General features: G+C 52.4%; 16 protein-coding genes. 4 read left to right on the forward strand and 12 right to left on the reverse strand.

All coding sequences use genetic code 11. The annotated features are described in order from the left end of the window. Both EH198_RS19835 and EH198_RS19840 read right to left on the reverse strand, forming a co-directional pair. Nucleotides 1-1,611 carry a PTS transporter subunit EIIC gene (locus EH198_RS19835; RefSeq protein WP_124697263.1) on the reverse strand — a complete coding sequence of 537 codons (1,611 nt, stop codon included), beginning with the start codon at nt 1,609-1,611 and terminating at the stop codon, nt 1-3. 160 nt (nt 1,612-1,771) lie between these two features. Beyond that, nucleotides 1,772-2,572 (reverse strand): MurR/RpiR family transcriptional regulator, encoded by an 801-nt coding sequence (locus EH198_RS19840; protein WP_124697264.1) that lies wholly within the window; start codon nt 2,570-2,572, stop codon nt 1,772-1,774. A gap of 239 nt (nt 2,573-2,811) precedes the next feature. Between EH198_RS19840 and EH198_RS19845 the strand changes: the two genes are divergently transcribed. The 3 genes from EH198_RS19845 (at nt 2,812) to EH198_RS19855 (ending at nt 4,920) form a co-directional block, all read left to right on the forward strand. Continuing rightward, nucleotides 2,812-3,873 (forward strand): LLM class flavin-dependent oxidoreductase, encoded by a 1,062-nt coding sequence (locus EH198_RS19845; RefSeq protein WP_124697265.1) that lies wholly within the window; start codon nt 2,812-2,814, stop codon nt 3,871-3,873. A gap of 161 nt (nt 3,874-4,034) precedes the next feature. Next, nucleotides 4,035-4,391, forward strand: coding sequence for an ArsR/SmtB family transcription factor (locus EH198_RS19850; protein ID WP_124697266.1), 357 nt, complete (start codon nt 4,035-4,037; stop codon nt 4,389-4,391). A 19-nt stretch (nt 4,392-4,410) separates the two neighbouring features. Beyond that, nucleotides 4,411-4,920, forward strand: coding sequence for an SRPBCC domain-containing protein (locus EH198_RS19855; RefSeq protein ID WP_124697267.1), 510 nt, complete (start codon nt 4,411-4,413; stop codon nt 4,918-4,920). Between the two features lie 113 nt (nt 4,921-5,033). On the opposite strand, the gene EH198_RS19860 is transcribed toward EH198_RS19855, so the two are convergent. Further along, on the reverse strand, nt 5,034-5,990 hold the full coding sequence (locus EH198_RS19860; RefSeq protein WP_124697268.1) for an NAD-dependent epimerase/dehydratase family protein: 957 nt from the start codon (nt 5,988-5,990) through the stop codon (nt 5,034-5,036). A gap of 146 nt (nt 5,991-6,136) precedes the next feature. Then, nucleotides 6,137-6,658 carry a TetR/AcrR family transcriptional regulator gene (locus EH198_RS19865; protein ID WP_124697269.1) on the reverse strand — a complete coding sequence of 174 codons (522 nt, stop codon included), beginning with the start codon at nt 6,656-6,658 and terminating at the stop codon, nt 6,137-6,139. Nucleotides 6,659-6,895: 237 nt separating this feature from the next. On the opposite strand from EH198_RS19865, the gene EH198_RS19870 reads away from it, so the two are divergent. Further along, entirely contained in the window at nt 6,896-7,894 is a 999-nt protein-coding gene (locus EH198_RS19870) for a DUF1835 domain-containing protein (RefSeq protein ID WP_124697270.1), read from the forward strand. A gap of 53 nt (nt 7,895-7,947) precedes the next feature. Here EH198_RS19870 and EH198_RS19875 read toward each other — a convergent pair whose 3' ends face one another. From EH198_RS19875 to dgoD, 8 genes are all read right to left on the reverse strand, one after another. After that, nucleotides 7,948-8,625 (reverse strand): cupin domain-containing protein, encoded by a 678-nt coding sequence (locus tag EH198_RS19875; protein WP_124697271.1) that lies wholly within the window; start codon nt 8,623-8,625, stop codon nt 7,948-7,950. Nucleotides 8,626-8,691: 66 nt separating this feature from the next. Then, nucleotides 8,692-9,534 (reverse strand): NAD(+) diphosphatase, encoded by an 843-nt coding sequence (gene nudC / locus EH198_RS19880; protein WP_124697272.1) that lies wholly within the window; start codon nt 9,532-9,534, stop codon nt 8,692-8,694. A gap of 142 nt (nt 9,535-9,676) precedes the next feature. After that, a complete protein-coding gene (locus EH198_RS19885; RefSeq protein ID WP_124697273.1) occupies nt 9,677-10,324 on the reverse strand; it encodes a bifunctional 4-hydroxy-2-oxoglutarate aldolase/2-dehydro-3-deoxy-phosphogluconate aldolase in 648 nt (215 codons plus the stop codon). 28 nt (nt 10,325-10,352) lie between these two features. Beyond that, a complete protein-coding gene (locus EH198_RS19890) occupies nt 10,353-11,660 on the reverse strand; it encodes an MFS transporter (RefSeq protein ID WP_425464157.1) in 1,308 nt (435 codons plus the stop codon). 27 nt (nt 11,661-11,687) lie between these two features. Further along, the gene (locus EH198_RS19895; RefSeq protein ID WP_124697274.1) at nt 11,688-12,698 is read right to left on the reverse strand and encodes a 2-dehydro-3-deoxygalactonokinase; all 1,011 of its coding nucleotides are present in this window, start codon (nt 12,696-12,698) and stop codon (nt 11,688-11,690) included. Between the two features lie 144 nt (nt 12,699-12,842). Continuing rightward, a complete protein-coding gene (locus EH198_RS19900) occupies nt 12,843-13,847 on the reverse strand; it encodes a 2-hydroxyacid dehydrogenase (protein WP_124697275.1) in 1,005 nt (334 codons plus the stop codon). Nucleotides 13,848-13,882: 35 nt separating this feature from the next. Further along, nucleotides 13,883-14,473: a fumarylacetoacetate hydrolase family protein gene (locus EH198_RS19905; RefSeq protein WP_124697276.1), complete on the reverse strand. Its 591-nt coding sequence runs from the start codon at nt 14,471-14,473 to the stop codon at nt 13,883-13,885. 35 nt (nt 14,474-14,508) lie between these two features. After that, entirely contained in the window at nt 14,509-15,657 is a 1,149-nt protein-coding gene (dgoD, locus tag EH198_RS19910; protein WP_124697277.1) for a galactonate dehydratase, read from the reverse strand. Nucleotides 15,658-15,931 lie beyond the last annotated feature (274 nt).

Genomic DNA, 15,931 nt, shown 5'->3' on the forward strand with positions numbered 1-15,931 from the left:
TTATATTCCTCCTAATTGTTGATCGACTTGGTCACGAACCGTTTTGACATGAAGACCGTAAACAACCTGCACATTGTTTCCCGATTTAATGATGCCTTTGGAGCCGGTTTCTTTCAGCACACCTTCGTTCACCGCATCGGGATCTTTCAAAATAAGCCGCAGCCGGGTATAGCAATTGTCGATATTCTCAATGTTATCGCTTCCACCCAAAGCGGCAATAATTGTCGCGCCGAGAGTGGGTGCGGGAGCGGACTGATTGCCGGCGGCTATCAGCGATGGAACAGGCAATTTGCCCGCGGCTCCGGATGCCGGCGCTTTAACTGGACTTGGTGCCGCCGCGGTTTCCGCATCATCTTCACGTCCAGGAGTTTTTAGATTCATTTTGAGAATAAGGAATCGGAAGACAAGGAAATAGATCGTTGCCATCATAAGCCCGGTCAGGATAAACATCGGCCAATTCGATTTGGTCGTTCCCAGCGGCAGGTTATAAAGAAGGAAATCAATAATACCGTTCGCGCCGATAGCATGAACGTGGAATACGCTCAGCAGCATCATTCCTATTCCTGTAAGAACGGCATGGATCCCAAACAGAATTGGAGCTGTAAATAAGAAGGCGAATTCGAGCGGCTCCGTCACTCCGAGCAGAAAGGAGGTCACGGCTGCCGGCAGAAGTATGGCTTTGGCTAAGGATTTTTTATCTTTACTTGCAGTGACGTACATCGCAAGCGCCGCTCCCATTAAACCAAACATCTTGCTGAGTCCGCGGGCATCCCAATTTACTGTACTGCTCAGAACGGAAACCGTTGGATCGGCCATCTCGGCAAAATAAATATTTCTCGCTCCGTAAACGGTTTCACTTCCGATATGGGCAACACCGCCGAGCTCCGTATAAAGAAATGGTGTATACACAAGGTGGTGGAGCCCTGTCGGGACAAGAATCCGTTCAAGGAAACCGTACACCAGGAAGCCGAACACTCCCATGCCCCGAATACCGTTAGCTACTGTAGTAATGCCCGTTTGTGCATATGGCCAAAATTGTGCAGCCAGCGCTCCGAGAATCATGGCGCTTGGAATAGCCAGAATGGCAACAAAACGGTGTCCGGAGTAGATCGACAGAACGCCTTTGAATTCCGTGTTGCAAAATTTATTGTGCAGCACACCCACCAGCGCCCCGATGAACAGACCGGAGAATACGCCCATTTCCAACACTTGCACATTCAGTACCATGGCCTGCCCTGCCGATTTCATCGTTTCCGTCGGCACCAGGCGATGGGTTAAATCAAGAATCTGATGCATGGCGTTGATAAAAATAACGAAGGTCACCAAACCGGTTAGCGCAGCGTAGCCTTTATCTTTTTTGGCCAGGCCGATCGGAATCCCCACCGCAAAAACCAGGGCCAGATTCTGCAGGATAGATACGGCGGAGGATGAGATGAATTTTCCTGTATTCTGGATCAGCGGGAAATCTAAGAAGGAAACATATTGCGCCAAGTTTCCATTGCCAAAAACATTACCAAAGGCAATGAACAGGCCAATGATCGGCAAGAGCAGAATGGGTGCAAACAGGGATTTGCCGAATAGCTGAAGATTATTGACTAAAGCCTTTCTCACATAGAACCCTTCCTTTCGTTTGTCTCAGGTAGTTGCTATCAAATATTTGATGAACTGAGTATAGCGTCGTTTTTTATTTTGTGAAAGGGGTTACAAGCATTGTGTATCTTGTGTTCCGATCAAGTAACATGTTACATCCTGAACCCCTTTGTCATACCGTCTAAACCTTTCTGATAACCCCCTTCTTAATGGCCAGGAGCAGGATTAGATCAATAAGCATAAACATGTTGGATTCGTAGGAGGTCACCTCGAACTCATTCTGGGATTCAATAGTCGGGTCGAGCACCGTGAATACGATATCCGCGATTTGAGCGGTAGAGCTGCCGCCGTTGCCAGTGAAAAGGATGGTCGTGAGCCCATTCTCTTTGGCGAGTTTCACCTTTTCTATGACCTTGCCTGTGTTGCCCGAACGGGAAAAAACAACGAGTAATTTGTATTTTTGAATATTATTCAGAAAGATCCCTCTGCTGTCATTGGTTGTCGTATTGGAAACGTAATAGCCGAACAGCTCAAGTTTCTTGGCAAGGTAATTGGAGAATAGCGTGGAGAAGCCCGCACCATAGAAATAAATCATTTTATGCTCTTTAATCTCGTCCAGAAAATGCAGAATAGCGGATTGATTCAGCGATTCAAAGGTTTGGTCGAAATTCTTCCTGAACATTAAGATGGATTCTGCTAAAGACTGGTGAATATCCTCTACGGATTGGACGTTTCCGGCCAGCATTTTTGACACTTTTAAATTCAGGTTGTACACAAATTCACTGTACCCGCTGAAACCGATTTTTTTGCAAAGCCGGATAATCGTGGTCGTGGAAACGAAGAGATCATTGGCGGCACTTCGAATACTTAATTGCTGCCCGTCAAACTTTTTTTGAATTAGAAAATGCAAAATATCGCTCTCCGCCTTGTTCAAATTTCTCTCATTGGCATAATCCTGATAAACAATTTCTATACGGTTCATGGTTCCAGCCTTCTTTGGGGTATGGATTTTCAATTGAAGTTCGGTCAACTATTCCTAATGTACTCGATTCTTTCATGCAAAGGGAAGACGTTACACGTAGAAACGGCTGTTTTTCATACCAGGGGAACGCACGTTTACAAAACTGCGCCGATGCCCCGCCCGGACGGATGCTTGATATCACTTTCTGAAACGTTCAAAATAAAGTTACTTGATTTTGATACAAGAAGGGGGCGCTGCCAATGGAGATAGGCATCAGCACATTTGTGGAGACATCGCCGGATGTGCATACCGGAGAAGTGAGGAGTCACGCGCAGCGGCTGCGCGAGGTGGTGGAGGAGATTGTGCTGGCCGACCGGGTGGGGCTGGATGTGTACGGCGTGGGCGAGCATCACCGCAAGGATTATGCGGCGTCCTCGCCTGCGGTTGTGCTGGCCGCGGCGGCGGCGCAGACGAAGCGAATCCGGCTGACCAGCGCGGTTACGGTGCTGTCGTCCGATGATCCGGTGCGGGTGTTTCAGGATTTTGCCACGCTGGACGGCATATCGGGCGGACGCGCGGAGATCATGGCGGGCCGGGGTTCTTTTATCGAATCCTTTCCGCTGTTCGGATATGACTTGGATGACTATGATGAGCTGTTCGATGAGAAGCTGGAGCTCTTGCTCAAGATCCGGGAGTCGGAAAAAGTCACCTGGGAAGGCGGGCATCGCCCAGCCATTCCGGATTTGGGCGTGTATCCGCGTCCGGTACAGAATCCTTTGCCGGTGTGGATTGGCAGCGGGGGCAATCAGCAATCCGTGATCCGCGCCGGGCTGCTCGGACTGCCGCTGGTGCTGGCGATCATTGGAGGCCGTCCGCTTCATTTCGCGCCGCTTGTTGAGCTATATAAGAGAGCGGCGGCGAAGGCGGGACATGACGTCTCGCGTCTGCCTGTGGCCTCGCACTCGCATGGCTTTATTGCGGAGGATACCGAAACAGCGGCCGATAAGTTTTTTCCGTCGACTCAGGCAAGCATGAATGTCATTGGACGGGAACGGGGTTGGGGGCATTATGACCGTTCCAGCTTCGATGCCGCCCGCAGCTTTGAAGGAGCCCTGTATGTCGGCGATCCGGATACAGTGGCGAACAAAATCATCCACCTGCGCAAAAACGTAGGCATTAACCGCTTTTTCCTGCATACCCCGCTTGGCACGATGCCGCATGAGGACGTGATGCGCGCCATTGAGCTGCTGGGGACGGAGGTCGCGCCGCGGGTGCGGGAGGAAATCTCCCACTGGGAGGCGGCGGGCGAGCCGAAGGAGTAGAGCAGGCGCTGCCCGAGAAAGATATATCAAATTTTAAAATATTCCTTTACAGGAATATTCAATACGGGGTATACTTTGTGTATCAAGCAGCCGATACTTAATAAATGAAATGAGGTGGCCTGAAATGACCCGTATTGGAAGCATAGGCCGCGCCGTATCCCATGAATATTACGACATTCAGCGCATTGGCCGAACCTAACCGGTTAGGCATGGTTGAGCTTTTGCGCGGCGGTCCCTTGACTGTTGGGGAAATCGCCGATCATTTGGGGCTCCGCCAGCCCCAGGCCTCGAAGCATCTGCGGGTTCTGCTGGAGGCCGGATTGGTAGAAGTGGAGGCCGTGGCCAATCGCCGGAACTACAGGCTCCGTGCCGAGCCGTTTCGGGCGCTGGATTCCTGGCTTGATGCTTACCGCAGGATCTGGAATGAACGGTTCGACAATCTGAACATTTATCTGCAGAAGCTCCAAGCCGAAGAGAACAAGCTGCAGGCTGGGGAAAGTGAACCAAAGGAAACCTAATCTTAAGGAGGAGTTTTCAATGACGAACAAAATGGTTACCCGGGTAGAAGGTCAGGAACTTGTTCTGGAGCGTGTGTTCGATGCGCCGCGCGAGCTGGTATTTAAGGCGTTTTCGGAAGCCGAGCATTTGAAGCATTGGTGGGGACCCCGCGGCTGGACACTTCCGGTTTGCAACGTCGATTTTCGTCCGGGCGGCGTATGGCATTACTGTATGAAATGTGTCGATGAGAAGCAGGGTGATTTCTACGGAATGGAATCTTGGGGCAAAGCGGTGTACCAGGAAATCTCGGAGCCCGAAACCATCGTCTATACCGATTACTTCTCGGATGCGGAAGGCAATGTAACGGAAGGGATGCCCTCCTCTCACATTACGATGACTTTTGTAGAGCATGAGGGAAAGACGAAGGTCATCAGCCGCGGACGCTTTGAATCCGCCGAAGCGCTCAAGACCGTCATGGATATGGGAATGGAGCAGGGCATCACCGAAACGTGGGACCGTCTGGAAGAATACCTGCCGTCAATCAAATAACCGCAAAGAGAAGGCCATCCTGCTTAAGGGATGGTCTTTTTTATGGGAGCTTAAGTTTTAGATGGCGGTCTCTTCTGTTGAGTGATCAATCAATTACCACTTCGGCAAAAGAATTACTTCCGCTCCTGTAACGTGCGGATGGTAAAGGATATCCCCTCTTCAAACGGTGTAGCCGGAACCGGTCCGATAAACCGTTCGTATTTCTCTCCGCTTAAGGTGAGGGGTTCATCGGTTAAATACAGCATTTCGACAACCTCCTTCATGACCGGTACGGCCAGGCCCAGCAGAGATAACCCCGCTTTTTTAAGCGAAATGACCGGTTTGGCGCTGCCGGTCGAGGCTTGGGCGATTCGTACGATTTCTTTGCCGGAAATCACGCCGGAGCCCGGGATATGCCAATTCTGTCCGTAAGCAAATTCTTTGCCGGCTAATTCGGCAATCATGGCGGCGGCATCAGGCAAATAGACGTATTCACGCGGAACATGCATGTTGCCGATGAAAAAAGCCATTTTTCCAGCTGCGATCGCTTGGAGGGTTGAGCCCAAATACGAGGCTTCATTAGCCGTAGGGCCGTAATAATCCGGCAAGCGGACAATCATCACCTTGGCATGGCTCCACCGATTGCTGAACAGCATTTGCTCATAGGCAAGCCTGATCTTCCCCTTTTTCGTATGAGGCTGTTTCGGATGATCTTCGGTCACAAGGTCCATCTGCTTTCTTCCGTATGGATAGATCCCATCTATCGCGACCACTTTAATGCCAAACCGATTGGCTGCCTCCATGACCGATTCCCCTAGCGGAATCAGCTTATCCACCATCTCATGATACGGGACGTTCGCGCAATGGAACAAGACGTCTGCCCCGTCCGCTTGCGATACAATGTCATCCGGCTGGAAAGCATCTCCTATGGCAAGTGACAAATTCACCGGGTTGCCGAGACTGGCCGCGAACTGCTCCAGCTTCTGACGCGAACGTCCAAAGGCGATGGTTCGAATCCCCCGTTTAACAAGCTCTGCTGTAATGGCTGCGCCGCTTCCGCCTGTTGCTCCAATGACGATTGCTTTTATCATATTTCATCCGCCTCTTTTCGACAATGAAGTAATTGATCAATCACTAACTTATCTTGATCGTAGCACGAGGTTAGTGATCAGTCAATAACTAAATGAGAAAAAACGCTTAGGGAATTCCCGCAAATAGGAGAAGGATTTCCACCTTCTCACGTTTCCATTAATTCAGGCAGGTTGATGGCTACGGAAATATTGCATAACATTCCCCTTGCCAGGAACAGCATCGTCCGTTCTTCGGGATCCGCGATATCAGCCTGACGGAAAGCGTCAAGCACGATTTGGCGGACTTCCCTGAAGCCACCCTGCATGGCTTCCCGAATCGAATGTTCTTGAATGGTCTGAGCCTGCATTTGAAGCAGCACCTCATTCCGATATTCTCCCAGAATTTGTTCGTATGCGATGATCAGGTCGGTTTCAAGCCGATCGGGAGATGCAGATTGCACAACTTGATGGAAGGACTCGATAATTCTGGCCCAAGAAACCTCCAAAGCAGTCAACAGTAACACTTCTTTAGTGGGAAAAAAGCGAAAAATGTAAGGCTGCGATATTTTCGCCCGTTCAGCGACCTGAGCCGTAGTTGCCCTGTAGTAGCCGATTTCCGCAAACACTTCGATTGCAGCCGAGATAATGTCCGATTTGCGGTTAACGGATGTCGTCGTGTCTTTAGCCATGAGATTTCCGCCTTTCGATGATGGTCGGTATTTAGTGATTAATCAATTCCTGATCAGTATAAATGAAAAGAAATGGCTATGCAATGAAGACAGCAAGTGAACTGGCAGCTTTGCGCCTGTCTGAACGAATGCTGCTTTTGTTTTTATCACAATTTCATTATACTTACTTGCAATTATGAGTATTCTTTCAGTTGTTCGGGTGTTCAATTATCCTAAGAATTAGAAGGAGGAAATCAGATGCTGCACATTACAAACGGAGATTCTGTTGCGGATAAGCTCAGGCAGGGAGGCGTTCAAGGCGAGGTTGTGGCCTGGAGGGAAATCTATTCGGTAGGGCCTGTATTCCGCGATATGGCGGAGAGGCATAACCGGGAGCTGCGGGCGCGGTATCTGGAAAGGAAGCTCGGGATTCCGCAGGAGGAGTATTTGAAGATTGAAGAGCAGGAGCAAATTCTGCGTGACTTGAAAAAATACAATGAAATCGTCTTATGGTTCGAATACGATCTGTTCGATCAGACGATGCTGTGTTATTTGCTTCATTGCCTTGCTGCGCTGGCGCTTGGAGAGACGAAGCTGAGCTTGCTGTGTATCGGAGATTACCCGGGGGTCGAACGTTTTCGCGGATTGGGGCAGCTGACGGCCGAGCAGCTAATGGCATTATCCGGTACCTGGCAGTCTGTCGGAGCGCGGGAGCTGGAGTTAGCAAGCCGAATGTGGGAGGCCTATACATCACCCCTGCCCGAACAGCATATCCGATTCCTTCAGGAAGATACCTCTGCGCTGCCTTTTGTGAAAAAGGCGTTTGAGGCCCATTTATCCCGTATCCCCTCTGTGCATAACGGACTTGGGATCATTGAGCAGACAACGCTGGAGACCGTCCGGGACGGGGAATATGGGCCTCACGCTTTATTCGGGCAGGTAGGGAATAAGCTGCATATGCTGGGCATGGGCGATCTGGAATTTTGGCAGCACCTGAAGAACATGTCGACGGAGCCTTACCCGCTGCTGCATATTCAGGGTTTGGAGGATTTTCCCGACTTTAGCAGCGCGGTACCGTCTTTTGCCCATTGCAGAATTACTCTAACCGCGCTGGGCCGAAAGGTTCTGGCCGGAGAAGAGGACTATCTTCCACTAAAAGGCATAGACGAGTGGTATGGCGGGCTGCACCTGGAGGGCCGGTCCATTCCGTGGCGCTGGGATACGAGCCGCAATGAGCTGTCCCGGTCCATTTTCTGATATTTTCAGGAAAAATCCACCCCTCAGAACCGAACGCTAAACCGGGGCTCCGTTTAGTTCGAATAAGGATAACGGTTATGAAGCTGCCCGGCATAACCGTGCAGATATACTTGACCGTGGGGAGGACACGGGTGAGAAGCTGCGGCTTGGTGGCCGCTATGGTACGGATGCTTCTGGATTCCCTGAACCGACGGTGGGTTATTCCCGCAGACGCAGCCCGGAGGAGGCCCTAAAATGACGGATTCTTGCAGCGGAGCGACCGCTTGCTTGTATTTCTGCTCGTCTACACAGTAGGCCCGGTTCAGGACTTCCGGAGGGATGGCTTTCAGAAAATCGGAGCCGTAGACGACATCGGGAGTAGGGACATCAAAAATGGCCAAAAAGTGAGCCTGCTCCGATAAGACGATAATCCAGTGGAACCATCCTTTTGGAAATACGGAAACCTGGCCTGGCGTCAGCTTGTAGGACATGAGCTGCTGCGTACAAGGATTAAATACGGAAGTTAGGATTTCCCCGCTGATGACAAAGACAAGCTCCTCCGCGTTCGTATGCCAATGCGGCTGAACGATGCATTCTTTGGTCATATGGGCGTTGAAAAAACCCGTTTCTATAGCAGGAAGCTGGGCTCCGAACACTTGGGTGAGGTAGTTATCCGCATCCCGCCGATAATTGATATGCTTGTTGGAATCTGCTGCAAGCGTCAGCGCCGGAGAGCTGAACAGAGAGTTCATGAGGTGTTCCTCCATCCTGGGCATTTGTCTATCCAGCATATGCATGGCGGAGGGAGGGGGTTACCGTCAGGAATAGTTCTCTACGTACCAGTCGATGATCTTGCGGGCAATACTGACCTTCGGCGGGATGCCCGGCAGGCTATCCGGATCGAACCAGGCGGCATGGACAATTTCCTCTCCGTCCACTGTAATTTCTCCGCTCTCATAGTCAGCAACGAAACCGACCATCAAGGAATGGGGAAACGGCCACTGCTGGCTGGAAAAATAGCGAATATTATGGACCTTGATTCCGACCTCCTCCATAATCTCCCGCTTAACGCAGTCCTCCAGCGTCTCACCGGGTTCGACGAAGCCGGCAATCAGCCCGTACATATTATTTTGAAAATTCCGGGCATGGGCGAGCAGGATCTGCTTGTCCTTCAGAATGGCGGTAATTACGGCAGGCGCCAGGCGCGGATAGCTGACCAGTCCGCATTCCGGACATTCCCGCGATCTCTCGATTTGCGACAGGACCGTCGGCGTGCCGCACCGGCTGCAGAACTGATGCGTGTCGTCCCAGGCGATCATCTGGATCGCCTTGCCCGCCAGATGGAACAGGTCTTCGTCCATTACGTCGTACAGAGGCCGGAGTGGGCGGAACACCAGTCCTTCCGGCTCGGCCGCGTCCGAAGGGGCTTCTACGGCGAAGCATGGGATTTCTTCGAAAGTCCCGAGATACAAGGTGCGTACCGGAGCAATATGAAGCTGCTCGATCGATTGCGCAAGCGGAATGCCGATCATGCCGGAAGATTCCGAAACGAGCAGCCTGCCGGAGCTAAAGATGAACCAATAGGCTGGTCCGCCGAAATCGGGCTTGGCGGCAACCGCCGGAATATACCGTTTATAAATGCTTTCTCTTGGTTTAGGCATGGCGCGGGAACCTTTCATTCTTGAATTTTCTATTAAGAATAGCAAAAAAGAGAAAATGTGACAAACGCGACAACTGCCGACTCGGACCGAATCGGCAGTTGATAAGTTCCTATTTTCTATTATATTGCCTATTGCCTGTTGCCTATCGGTGTCTATGCTGGCGAACGGCTTCGATGAAATCCTCGGCCCGCTTGGTCAATTGATCATAGCTGCCCGAATCGATCACGGACTTATTCACCAATTCGCCGCCGATGCCGAATGCAACCGCGCCCGCTTCGGCAAACTCCCCGATATTGCCGAGATTGATGCCTCCTACCGGAATAAAACGAATACCGGACAGCGGTCCGCGCACTTCCTTGAGGAAGCGGGCGCCCAGCGCGCCTGCAGGGAACAGCTTCATCAGATCGACACCAAGCCGCTGCGCCTGAACCATCTCCGTAGGAGTGGCTACGCCGGGAATAATCAGTCTGTTCTTCTCATGCAGCGCTTTAATGACTTCGGGATTGAGATCGGGCGCAAGAGCGAACGTCGCTCCCGCGTCGATGACCGACTGCGCCGTCGCCGTATTCAGGACCGTTCCGGCTCCGATAATCATTTTCTCTCCCATTTCGCCGGACAATTGCTCGATCATGCCGAGATAGCCCGGCGTGTTGCATGTGACCTCAATGACCCTAATTCCGCCATTATAGAGAGCGGAGGCGATGCGCATCATTTCCTGCGGCCTGGTGCCCCGGACAATGGCAATAATCCCCGTCTCTTCGATTGTGCGAATAACCTTCCACTTTTCCATGTATGATTCCTCCCGAATCCTTATTTGTCTATTCTGCAATCGGCTTTCTAACGAGAAGCCAGTAACACAGGGCCGCACAGGCGGCGATAATGCCGCCGCTCGTAAAGGCCATCGTATACGAACCGGTCTTGTCGGCGATCATGCCGACCACGACCGGAGACAGCGCTCCGCCGAAGTAACCGCCGAAGTTCTGGATGCTGCCTACGGAAGCGACCATTGAAGGCGGGGCCACATCTCCCGGCAGTGCCCACGCGCAGCTGGACAAGGCGGACATCAGGGCAAGCGCGACCGTCATGCAGGCCAGCGTCGCCGGCAGGCTGCCCGCATGCGGGATTATAATGACGGTAATCCCTGCCAGAACCGCGCATACACTGATGACGGCCCGTTTGGCGACAAGCGGCTTGGCGCCCCTTTTATCGACCAGAAGCTTGCTGATATAACCGCCGAGAATCGCGCCGATAACGCCGCCGAACCAAGGAATGCTCGCATAAATACCCAGCGACTTCATCGAAACGTTCTGGGTCTTCATCAAGTAGAGCGGCAGGAAGGTGACAAAAATATTGAATATCCAGATATAGCAGAAGAAGCCGAGAATCATGCCCCATACGCTCTTATGCTTGAACAGCGCGCCCCAGGATACCTTGGAATCGCCGATCTCCTGCGCAGTACCTCCGCCGCCGGCCTTGATATAATCAAGCTCCTCTTGGCTGATTCTCGGATGCTTCTCCGGCTGGCGGTAAAAAAGTGCAAAGATTACGACAAAGATCAGGCCGATGGCTCCCGTAATGAAGAATAGCGCTCTCCAGCCGAACGGCACGATTAATGCCACAAGAATGGGTGGAGCAATCGTCGGCCCCCATTTGGAAGCCGCATCCCAGAAGCCGGTAGCTAGAGCCCGTTCCTGCTTCGGGAACCAGGAAGCCGTAATTTTGGCTCCGCCGGGCCAGCAAGGTGATTCAGTCACTCCCAGAAGTGCGCGTCCGAAGAGTAAACTGGTCAGGCCGGTGCAGACTCCGGTAAAAGCCGTTGCTCCGCTCCAAAGGGCTACGGCCCAGGCATATACTTTCTTGGCCCCCAGGCGGTCAAGAAGCCATCCCGCGGGCAGCTGCATGAACGCGTAACTCCACGCGAAGACTGAGCCCATGAGGCCAATATCCGTATTCGACAAATTCAGATCTTTCATCATATCCGGCGCCGCAATCGACAGATTGGTCCGGTCCAAAAAATTGATGATGCCGCCCACCAAAAGCCAAATGACAACCGTCCAGCGCACTCTTGTCGCCGTCTTGGTCTTCATGGCGGGAACAGCGCTGCTCACATTCGTCTCCAAAACCATTACCTCCAACCATTCTGATTTTTAGATTTAAGCCATTTGAGCGTTGTGCAAAATTCCCCGTTCGCGGGCAATAGCCAGCGCTCCGAAGCCGGCCAGCGCCTTATGCTCGTTTCCGACCGAATGAACCGGACCGGTGAAGAAAGGATCGTGTTTGATTAATGCGATGAGGGCCTCCCGAAGCAGCTCCTTGCCGAATACGACTACCGGCAGCAGGGGAGTTACATTCAGGGCTCCGCTGTTTTTTACGGCCAGAATATCCGCCTGAAGCACAGCGCCGAGCAGGAAGTTCGCTTTCTCATTTATGGATAAATCGCTGAACATATCCAGAATCCGCACGGTAAAGCAGGTTCTTCCAAGTCCGACTTTCTCGGCATAGGCTGCCCCCTTAAGCAGTACGGCTTCCTCCAATTCGCCGGCAAAAGAGCTTTGCAGCGCGTTTGCCAGAATGGTCTGCTTCGTAATCACATCCAGCAGTTCGCCCGCTATCGTGGTCATGCATCCGGTAATCCGGTTGTCGCCGTCGATCCGGACGATCTTGGAATGCGAGCCCGGAAGGATCAGCACGGCAGGGCCTTCAAGCTGCAGCTTTTGCGTAATTCCTACAACCTCGACCTCTTCTCCGCGCATGATATCCATCGTTTCGCAGGTGTCTAGATTAAGATCTGGCACGTTGTTCTTAACGCCCGGAACGAACCAGATGGGCTGGTCGATGATCTCCGGCAGTTCGGCCTTAACCATTGCCGCCGCGAGTTCCTGTATTCCGGCGGGCGCCGGCACATGTGGAATTTCATATAGGCCGACGTTTGAGGTGATCATTCCGGAAGCCAGAATGACGACGGAGTCCCCGGTCTTCACATTCGCTGTCCGCATAGCCTCCTCAATCGCCGTCTTTACTCCCTGGGTGAGCTTTTGTCTGCTGCCGGTGATCGCCGTGTCTCTGACGCCGACAGGTTGGAAAGCTTCCGCAACGACCTCGTTGCCGCGCCATACGTTCACCCGCGTATTCGTTGTGCCCGTATCAATTGTAATCGCATACATGTTGCCGCTCCTCCTTTATTCTTAGGCCGCTTGCAAAGCGGCCGCCGTGCCTTTCGCATGATAAGCTGACGGGTCGGTGGTATCCCGCCAACCCGTCTTCAGGTGCATGCCGCGCTCCATAATTGAGGGCTTGTTGTTTACGGTCTATTGAACGGTGCCGTCTTTTACGGTCCAGACATTCGGGTTGACCAGGTTGACCGGGCGCCGGCCCTGCAGGATGGCCGCCATATTCTCGGCTGCTTTCATGGCCATCTTGGCTCTCGTCTGCCAGGTAGCGCTTCCGATATGAGGAAGCGTAACCACATTCGGCATCGACAGGAACGGATGCGTCTTGTCGATGGGCTCATGCTCGAATACATCAAGACCCGCTCCGGCAATCTGCTTCTCTTGCAGCGCCCGGATCAGCGCCGCTTCATCGACAACGCCGCCGCGGGAGGCGTTGATGAAATACGCATCTTTTTTCATCAACCCGAACTGCTTATCGCTGATCATTTTTTCGGTTTGCGGTGTGAGAGGCACCTGCACGAGAACGAAGTCGGAGCGCTGAAGCAGCTCCTCAACCGGAACGAACTGAATGCCAAGCTCCTGTTCGTCCCTCTCCTCGCGGACCAGATTGTTGTACAGAATGTTCATATTGAAGCCTTTGGCGCGCCGGGCAATGGCGCTGCCGATCCGGCCGTAGCCGATGATGCCCAGCGTAGCGCCATGCACGTCCTTGCCCAGCATCAGGCTGGGCAGCCAGCCGTTCCATCCGCCGCTTTTGACGAAATGATCGGCTTCGGCGAGCCGTCTTCCGGAAGCGAGCACCAGACTGAAAGCCAGATCGGCCGTTGTTTCGGTCAGGACATCCGGCGTGTTGGTGGCTGCAATTCCCCGGCGCGTCAGTTCGTTCAGGTCGAGATTGTCGTAGCCGACCGCAATATTGCATACCGCCTTTAGCAGAGGAGCGCGATCCAGAACATGACTGCGGATTTTATTGCGGGAATAGATCATCAGGCCCGATGCGCGCTGCAATCCTTCATAGAAGACTTCCTCATCGAGCATTTCTTCTTCGTCTCTGTAGTCCACCTCGGCGAACTCCTCCAAAAAGCGCAGGACCTTCTCTTCCTCGGGGATTTTGCTCGGTATAAACACAACGGGTTTGGCCATTTGTTCATTCATCCTTTCGAATAAGATTGTAATGATTACGCTTCCACCATGTTACTGACTGTTCCAAGCTGTTCGCTGCGGATTTCCACGCGGTCCCCCGGATTAATCTCGAACGGACCGACGGGAGTTCCCGTCAGCACGATGTCTCCCGCTTCAAGCGTAAGAATCGTGGAGAAATAGGCGAGGATGCGGGCAAAGGTGTAGCCCATATCTTCTACCCCCGCCGACTGCTTCCGTTCACCGTTCAGGTAGCTTTCAATGCGGATGGAACTAGGGTCCTTCACCTTTTGGAATGGACCGAGCGGTGTAAAGGTGTCGTATATTTTACCTTCGCCCATAACATGCGGACCAAACGCCGTCAAATCGTTGGCGATTGCATAACCGCCGATTGCGCTTAAATCGGCCAGTTCCTCTTCCCTTGCGTTCCGCAGGGGCCGGTTGATAAGCACCGCAATCTCTACTTCGGCCATCACCCTCTCGGCATGTTCGGGAAGACGGATGGTCTGCCCGTCTCCGATCACGCCCGAGAGCGGTTTAAGGAATAAATGCGGAACAAAATCGGCGGAAAGCCCCTTACTCTGCAAAAAGGCGGGATAATGGGGTCCGATTCCTATGATTTTTGCCATACTGGATACCCCCTTTTATCGTAATTTTCTGCCGACTACCATTCGGCTACGGTTCCGTCTTTATGACGCCAAACAGGATTTCTCCAGCGATGTCCCGCCTGCGCCATACTGCGGACATACTCCTCGTTGATCGTAATGCCAAGTCCCGGACCATCCGGAATGCGGACATGGCCGTCCTCGTAGGCAAATACCGACGAATCCGTAATATAGTCGAGCAGATCATTGCCCTGGTTGTAATGAATGCCGAGGCTTTGCTCCTGAATCACCGCATTGTAAGCCGTTGCATCCAATTGCAGGCAGGCAGCCAGCGCAATCGGTCCAAGCGGACAGTGCGGCGCTACGGCAACATCATACGCTTCGGCCATGGCTGCGATCTTCTTGCATTCCGTGATGCCGCCCGCATGAGAAAGGTCAGGCTGGATGATATCCGCATAGCCCGACTCCAGCAGCGATTTGAAGTCCCACCGTGAGAACATCCGCTCTCCCGTTGCGATGGGAGTAGAGGTGCTGCCCGCAATATCGCGAAGCGCCTCATTGTTCTCGGCCAGCACAGGCTCCTCGATGAACATCAGCCGGTACGGCTCAAGCTCCTTGGCCAAAATTTTGGCCATCGGTTTATGTACCCGGCCGTGAAAATCCACGCCAATGCCAAAGTAAGGCCCCGCCGCTTCCCTAATGGCGGCAACTCTTGCGACCACTTCATCGATCTTGGCGTAGGTATCGATAAATTGCAGCTCTTCCGTCGCGTTCATCTTGATGGCGGTAAAGCCGGCGTTCTTCTTCTCCAGCGCCGCCCGCCCCACATCGCTCGGCCGGTCGCCTCCGACCCAGGAATAGACCCGGATAGAATCCCGGCAAGCGCCTCCAAGAAGCTGATAGACCGGAGCGTTGTAAAATTTGCCCTTGATGTCCCAAAGCGCCTGATCGATGCCCGCGATCGCGCTCATCAGAACCGGGCCGCCTCGGTAAAAGCCTGCGCGGTACATCACCTGCCAGTGGTCTTCAATCCGCAGCGGGTCCTGACCGATCAAATAATCCATCAATTCGTCCACGGCTGCCTGAACGGTGAGCGCTTTCCCTTCAATCACGGGCTCTCCCCAGCCGACAATGCCCTCATCGGTTTCAATCTTCAGAAACAGCCAGCGCGGCGGTACGACAAACGTCTCGAACTTGGTAATTTTCATAGCGTAAGTCCCTTCCTTTGTTTTGAACAGATCATATCTTTATCCAAGTCTAATTTGAAAAATAAGATGAACCGTTAATTTAATCGCTTTCAATCGTCGGAAATAAAGCAGATTTTAGCGAAAGCAGCCCCTTATTTTACAAATTAGCTAAAATTCCAAGAAATACATCTGTTCTTTTGTTAGTATCATATGATCTATTTTTAGTCTGGTCAACTCTTTTTTTCGCTGGATAGCTTCTTTTCGGACATGATCGGCTTTTCTAATTGTGATAGAA

Source organism: Paenibacillus rhizophilus, from assembly GCF_003854965.1.
GTDB lineage: Bacteria > Bacillota > Bacilli > Paenibacillales > Paenibacillaceae > Paenibacillus_AQ > Paenibacillus_AQ rhizophilus.

What these genes read in the sequence shown, in the direction of transcription:
- EH198_RS19840 (WP_124697264.1), bottom strand. Translation starts at nt 2,572, where the DNA reads ATGAACCGTATAGAAATTGTTTATCAGGATTATGCCAATGAGAGAAAT.
- EH198_RS19845 (WP_124697265.1), top strand. Translation starts at nt 2,812, where the DNA reads ATGGAGATAGGCATCAGCACATTTGTGGAGACATCGCCGGATGTGCAT.
- EH198_RS19850 (WP_124697266.1), top strand. Translation starts at nt 4,035, where the DNA reads ATGAATATTACGACATTCAGCGCATTGGCCGAACCTAACCGGTTAGGC.
- EH198_RS19855 (WP_124697267.1), top strand. Translation starts at nt 4,411, where the DNA reads ATGACGAACAAAATGGTTACCCGGGTAGAAGGTCAGGAACTTGTTCTG.
- EH198_RS19860 (WP_124697268.1), bottom strand. Translation starts at nt 5,990, where the DNA reads ATGATAAAAGCAATCGTCATTGGAGCAACAGGCGGAAGCGGCGCAGCC.
- EH198_RS19865 (WP_124697269.1), bottom strand. Translation starts at nt 6,658, where the DNA reads ATGGCTAAAGACACGACGACATCCGTTAACCGCAAATCGGACATTATC.
- EH198_RS19870 (WP_124697270.1), top strand. Translation starts at nt 6,896, where the DNA reads ATGCTGCACATTACAAACGGAGATTCTGTTGCGGATAAGCTCAGGCAG.
- EH198_RS19875 (WP_124697271.1), bottom strand. Translation starts at nt 8,625, where the DNA reads ATGAACTCTCTGTTCAGCTCTCCGGCGCTGACGCTTGCAGCAGATTCC.
- nudC (WP_124697272.1), bottom strand. Translation starts at nt 9,534, where the DNA reads ATGCCTAAACCAAGAGAAAGCATTTATAAACGGTATATTCCGGCGGTT.
- EH198_RS19885 (WP_124697273.1), bottom strand. Translation starts at nt 10,324, where the DNA reads ATGGAAAAGTGGAAGGTTATTCGCACAATCGAAGAGACGGGGATTATT.
- EH198_RS19890 (WP_425464157.1), bottom strand. Translation starts at nt 11,660, where the DNA reads ATGGTTTTGGAGACGAATGTGAGCAGCGCTGTTCCCGCCATGAAGACC.
- EH198_RS19895 (WP_124697274.1), bottom strand. Translation starts at nt 12,698, where the DNA reads ATGTATGCGATTACAATTGATACGGGCACAACGAATACGCGGGTGAAC.
- EH198_RS19900 (WP_124697275.1), bottom strand. Translation starts at nt 13,847, where the DNA reads ATGGCCAAACCCGTTGTGTTTATACCGAGCAAAATCCCCGAGGAAGAG.
- EH198_RS19905 (WP_124697276.1), bottom strand. Translation starts at nt 14,473, where the DNA reads ATGGCAAAAATCATAGGAATCGGACCCCATTATCCCGCCTTTTTGCAG.
- dgoD (WP_124697277.1), bottom strand. Translation starts at nt 15,657, where the DNA reads ATGAAAATTACCAAGTTCGAGACGTTTGTCGTACCGCCGCGCTGGCTG.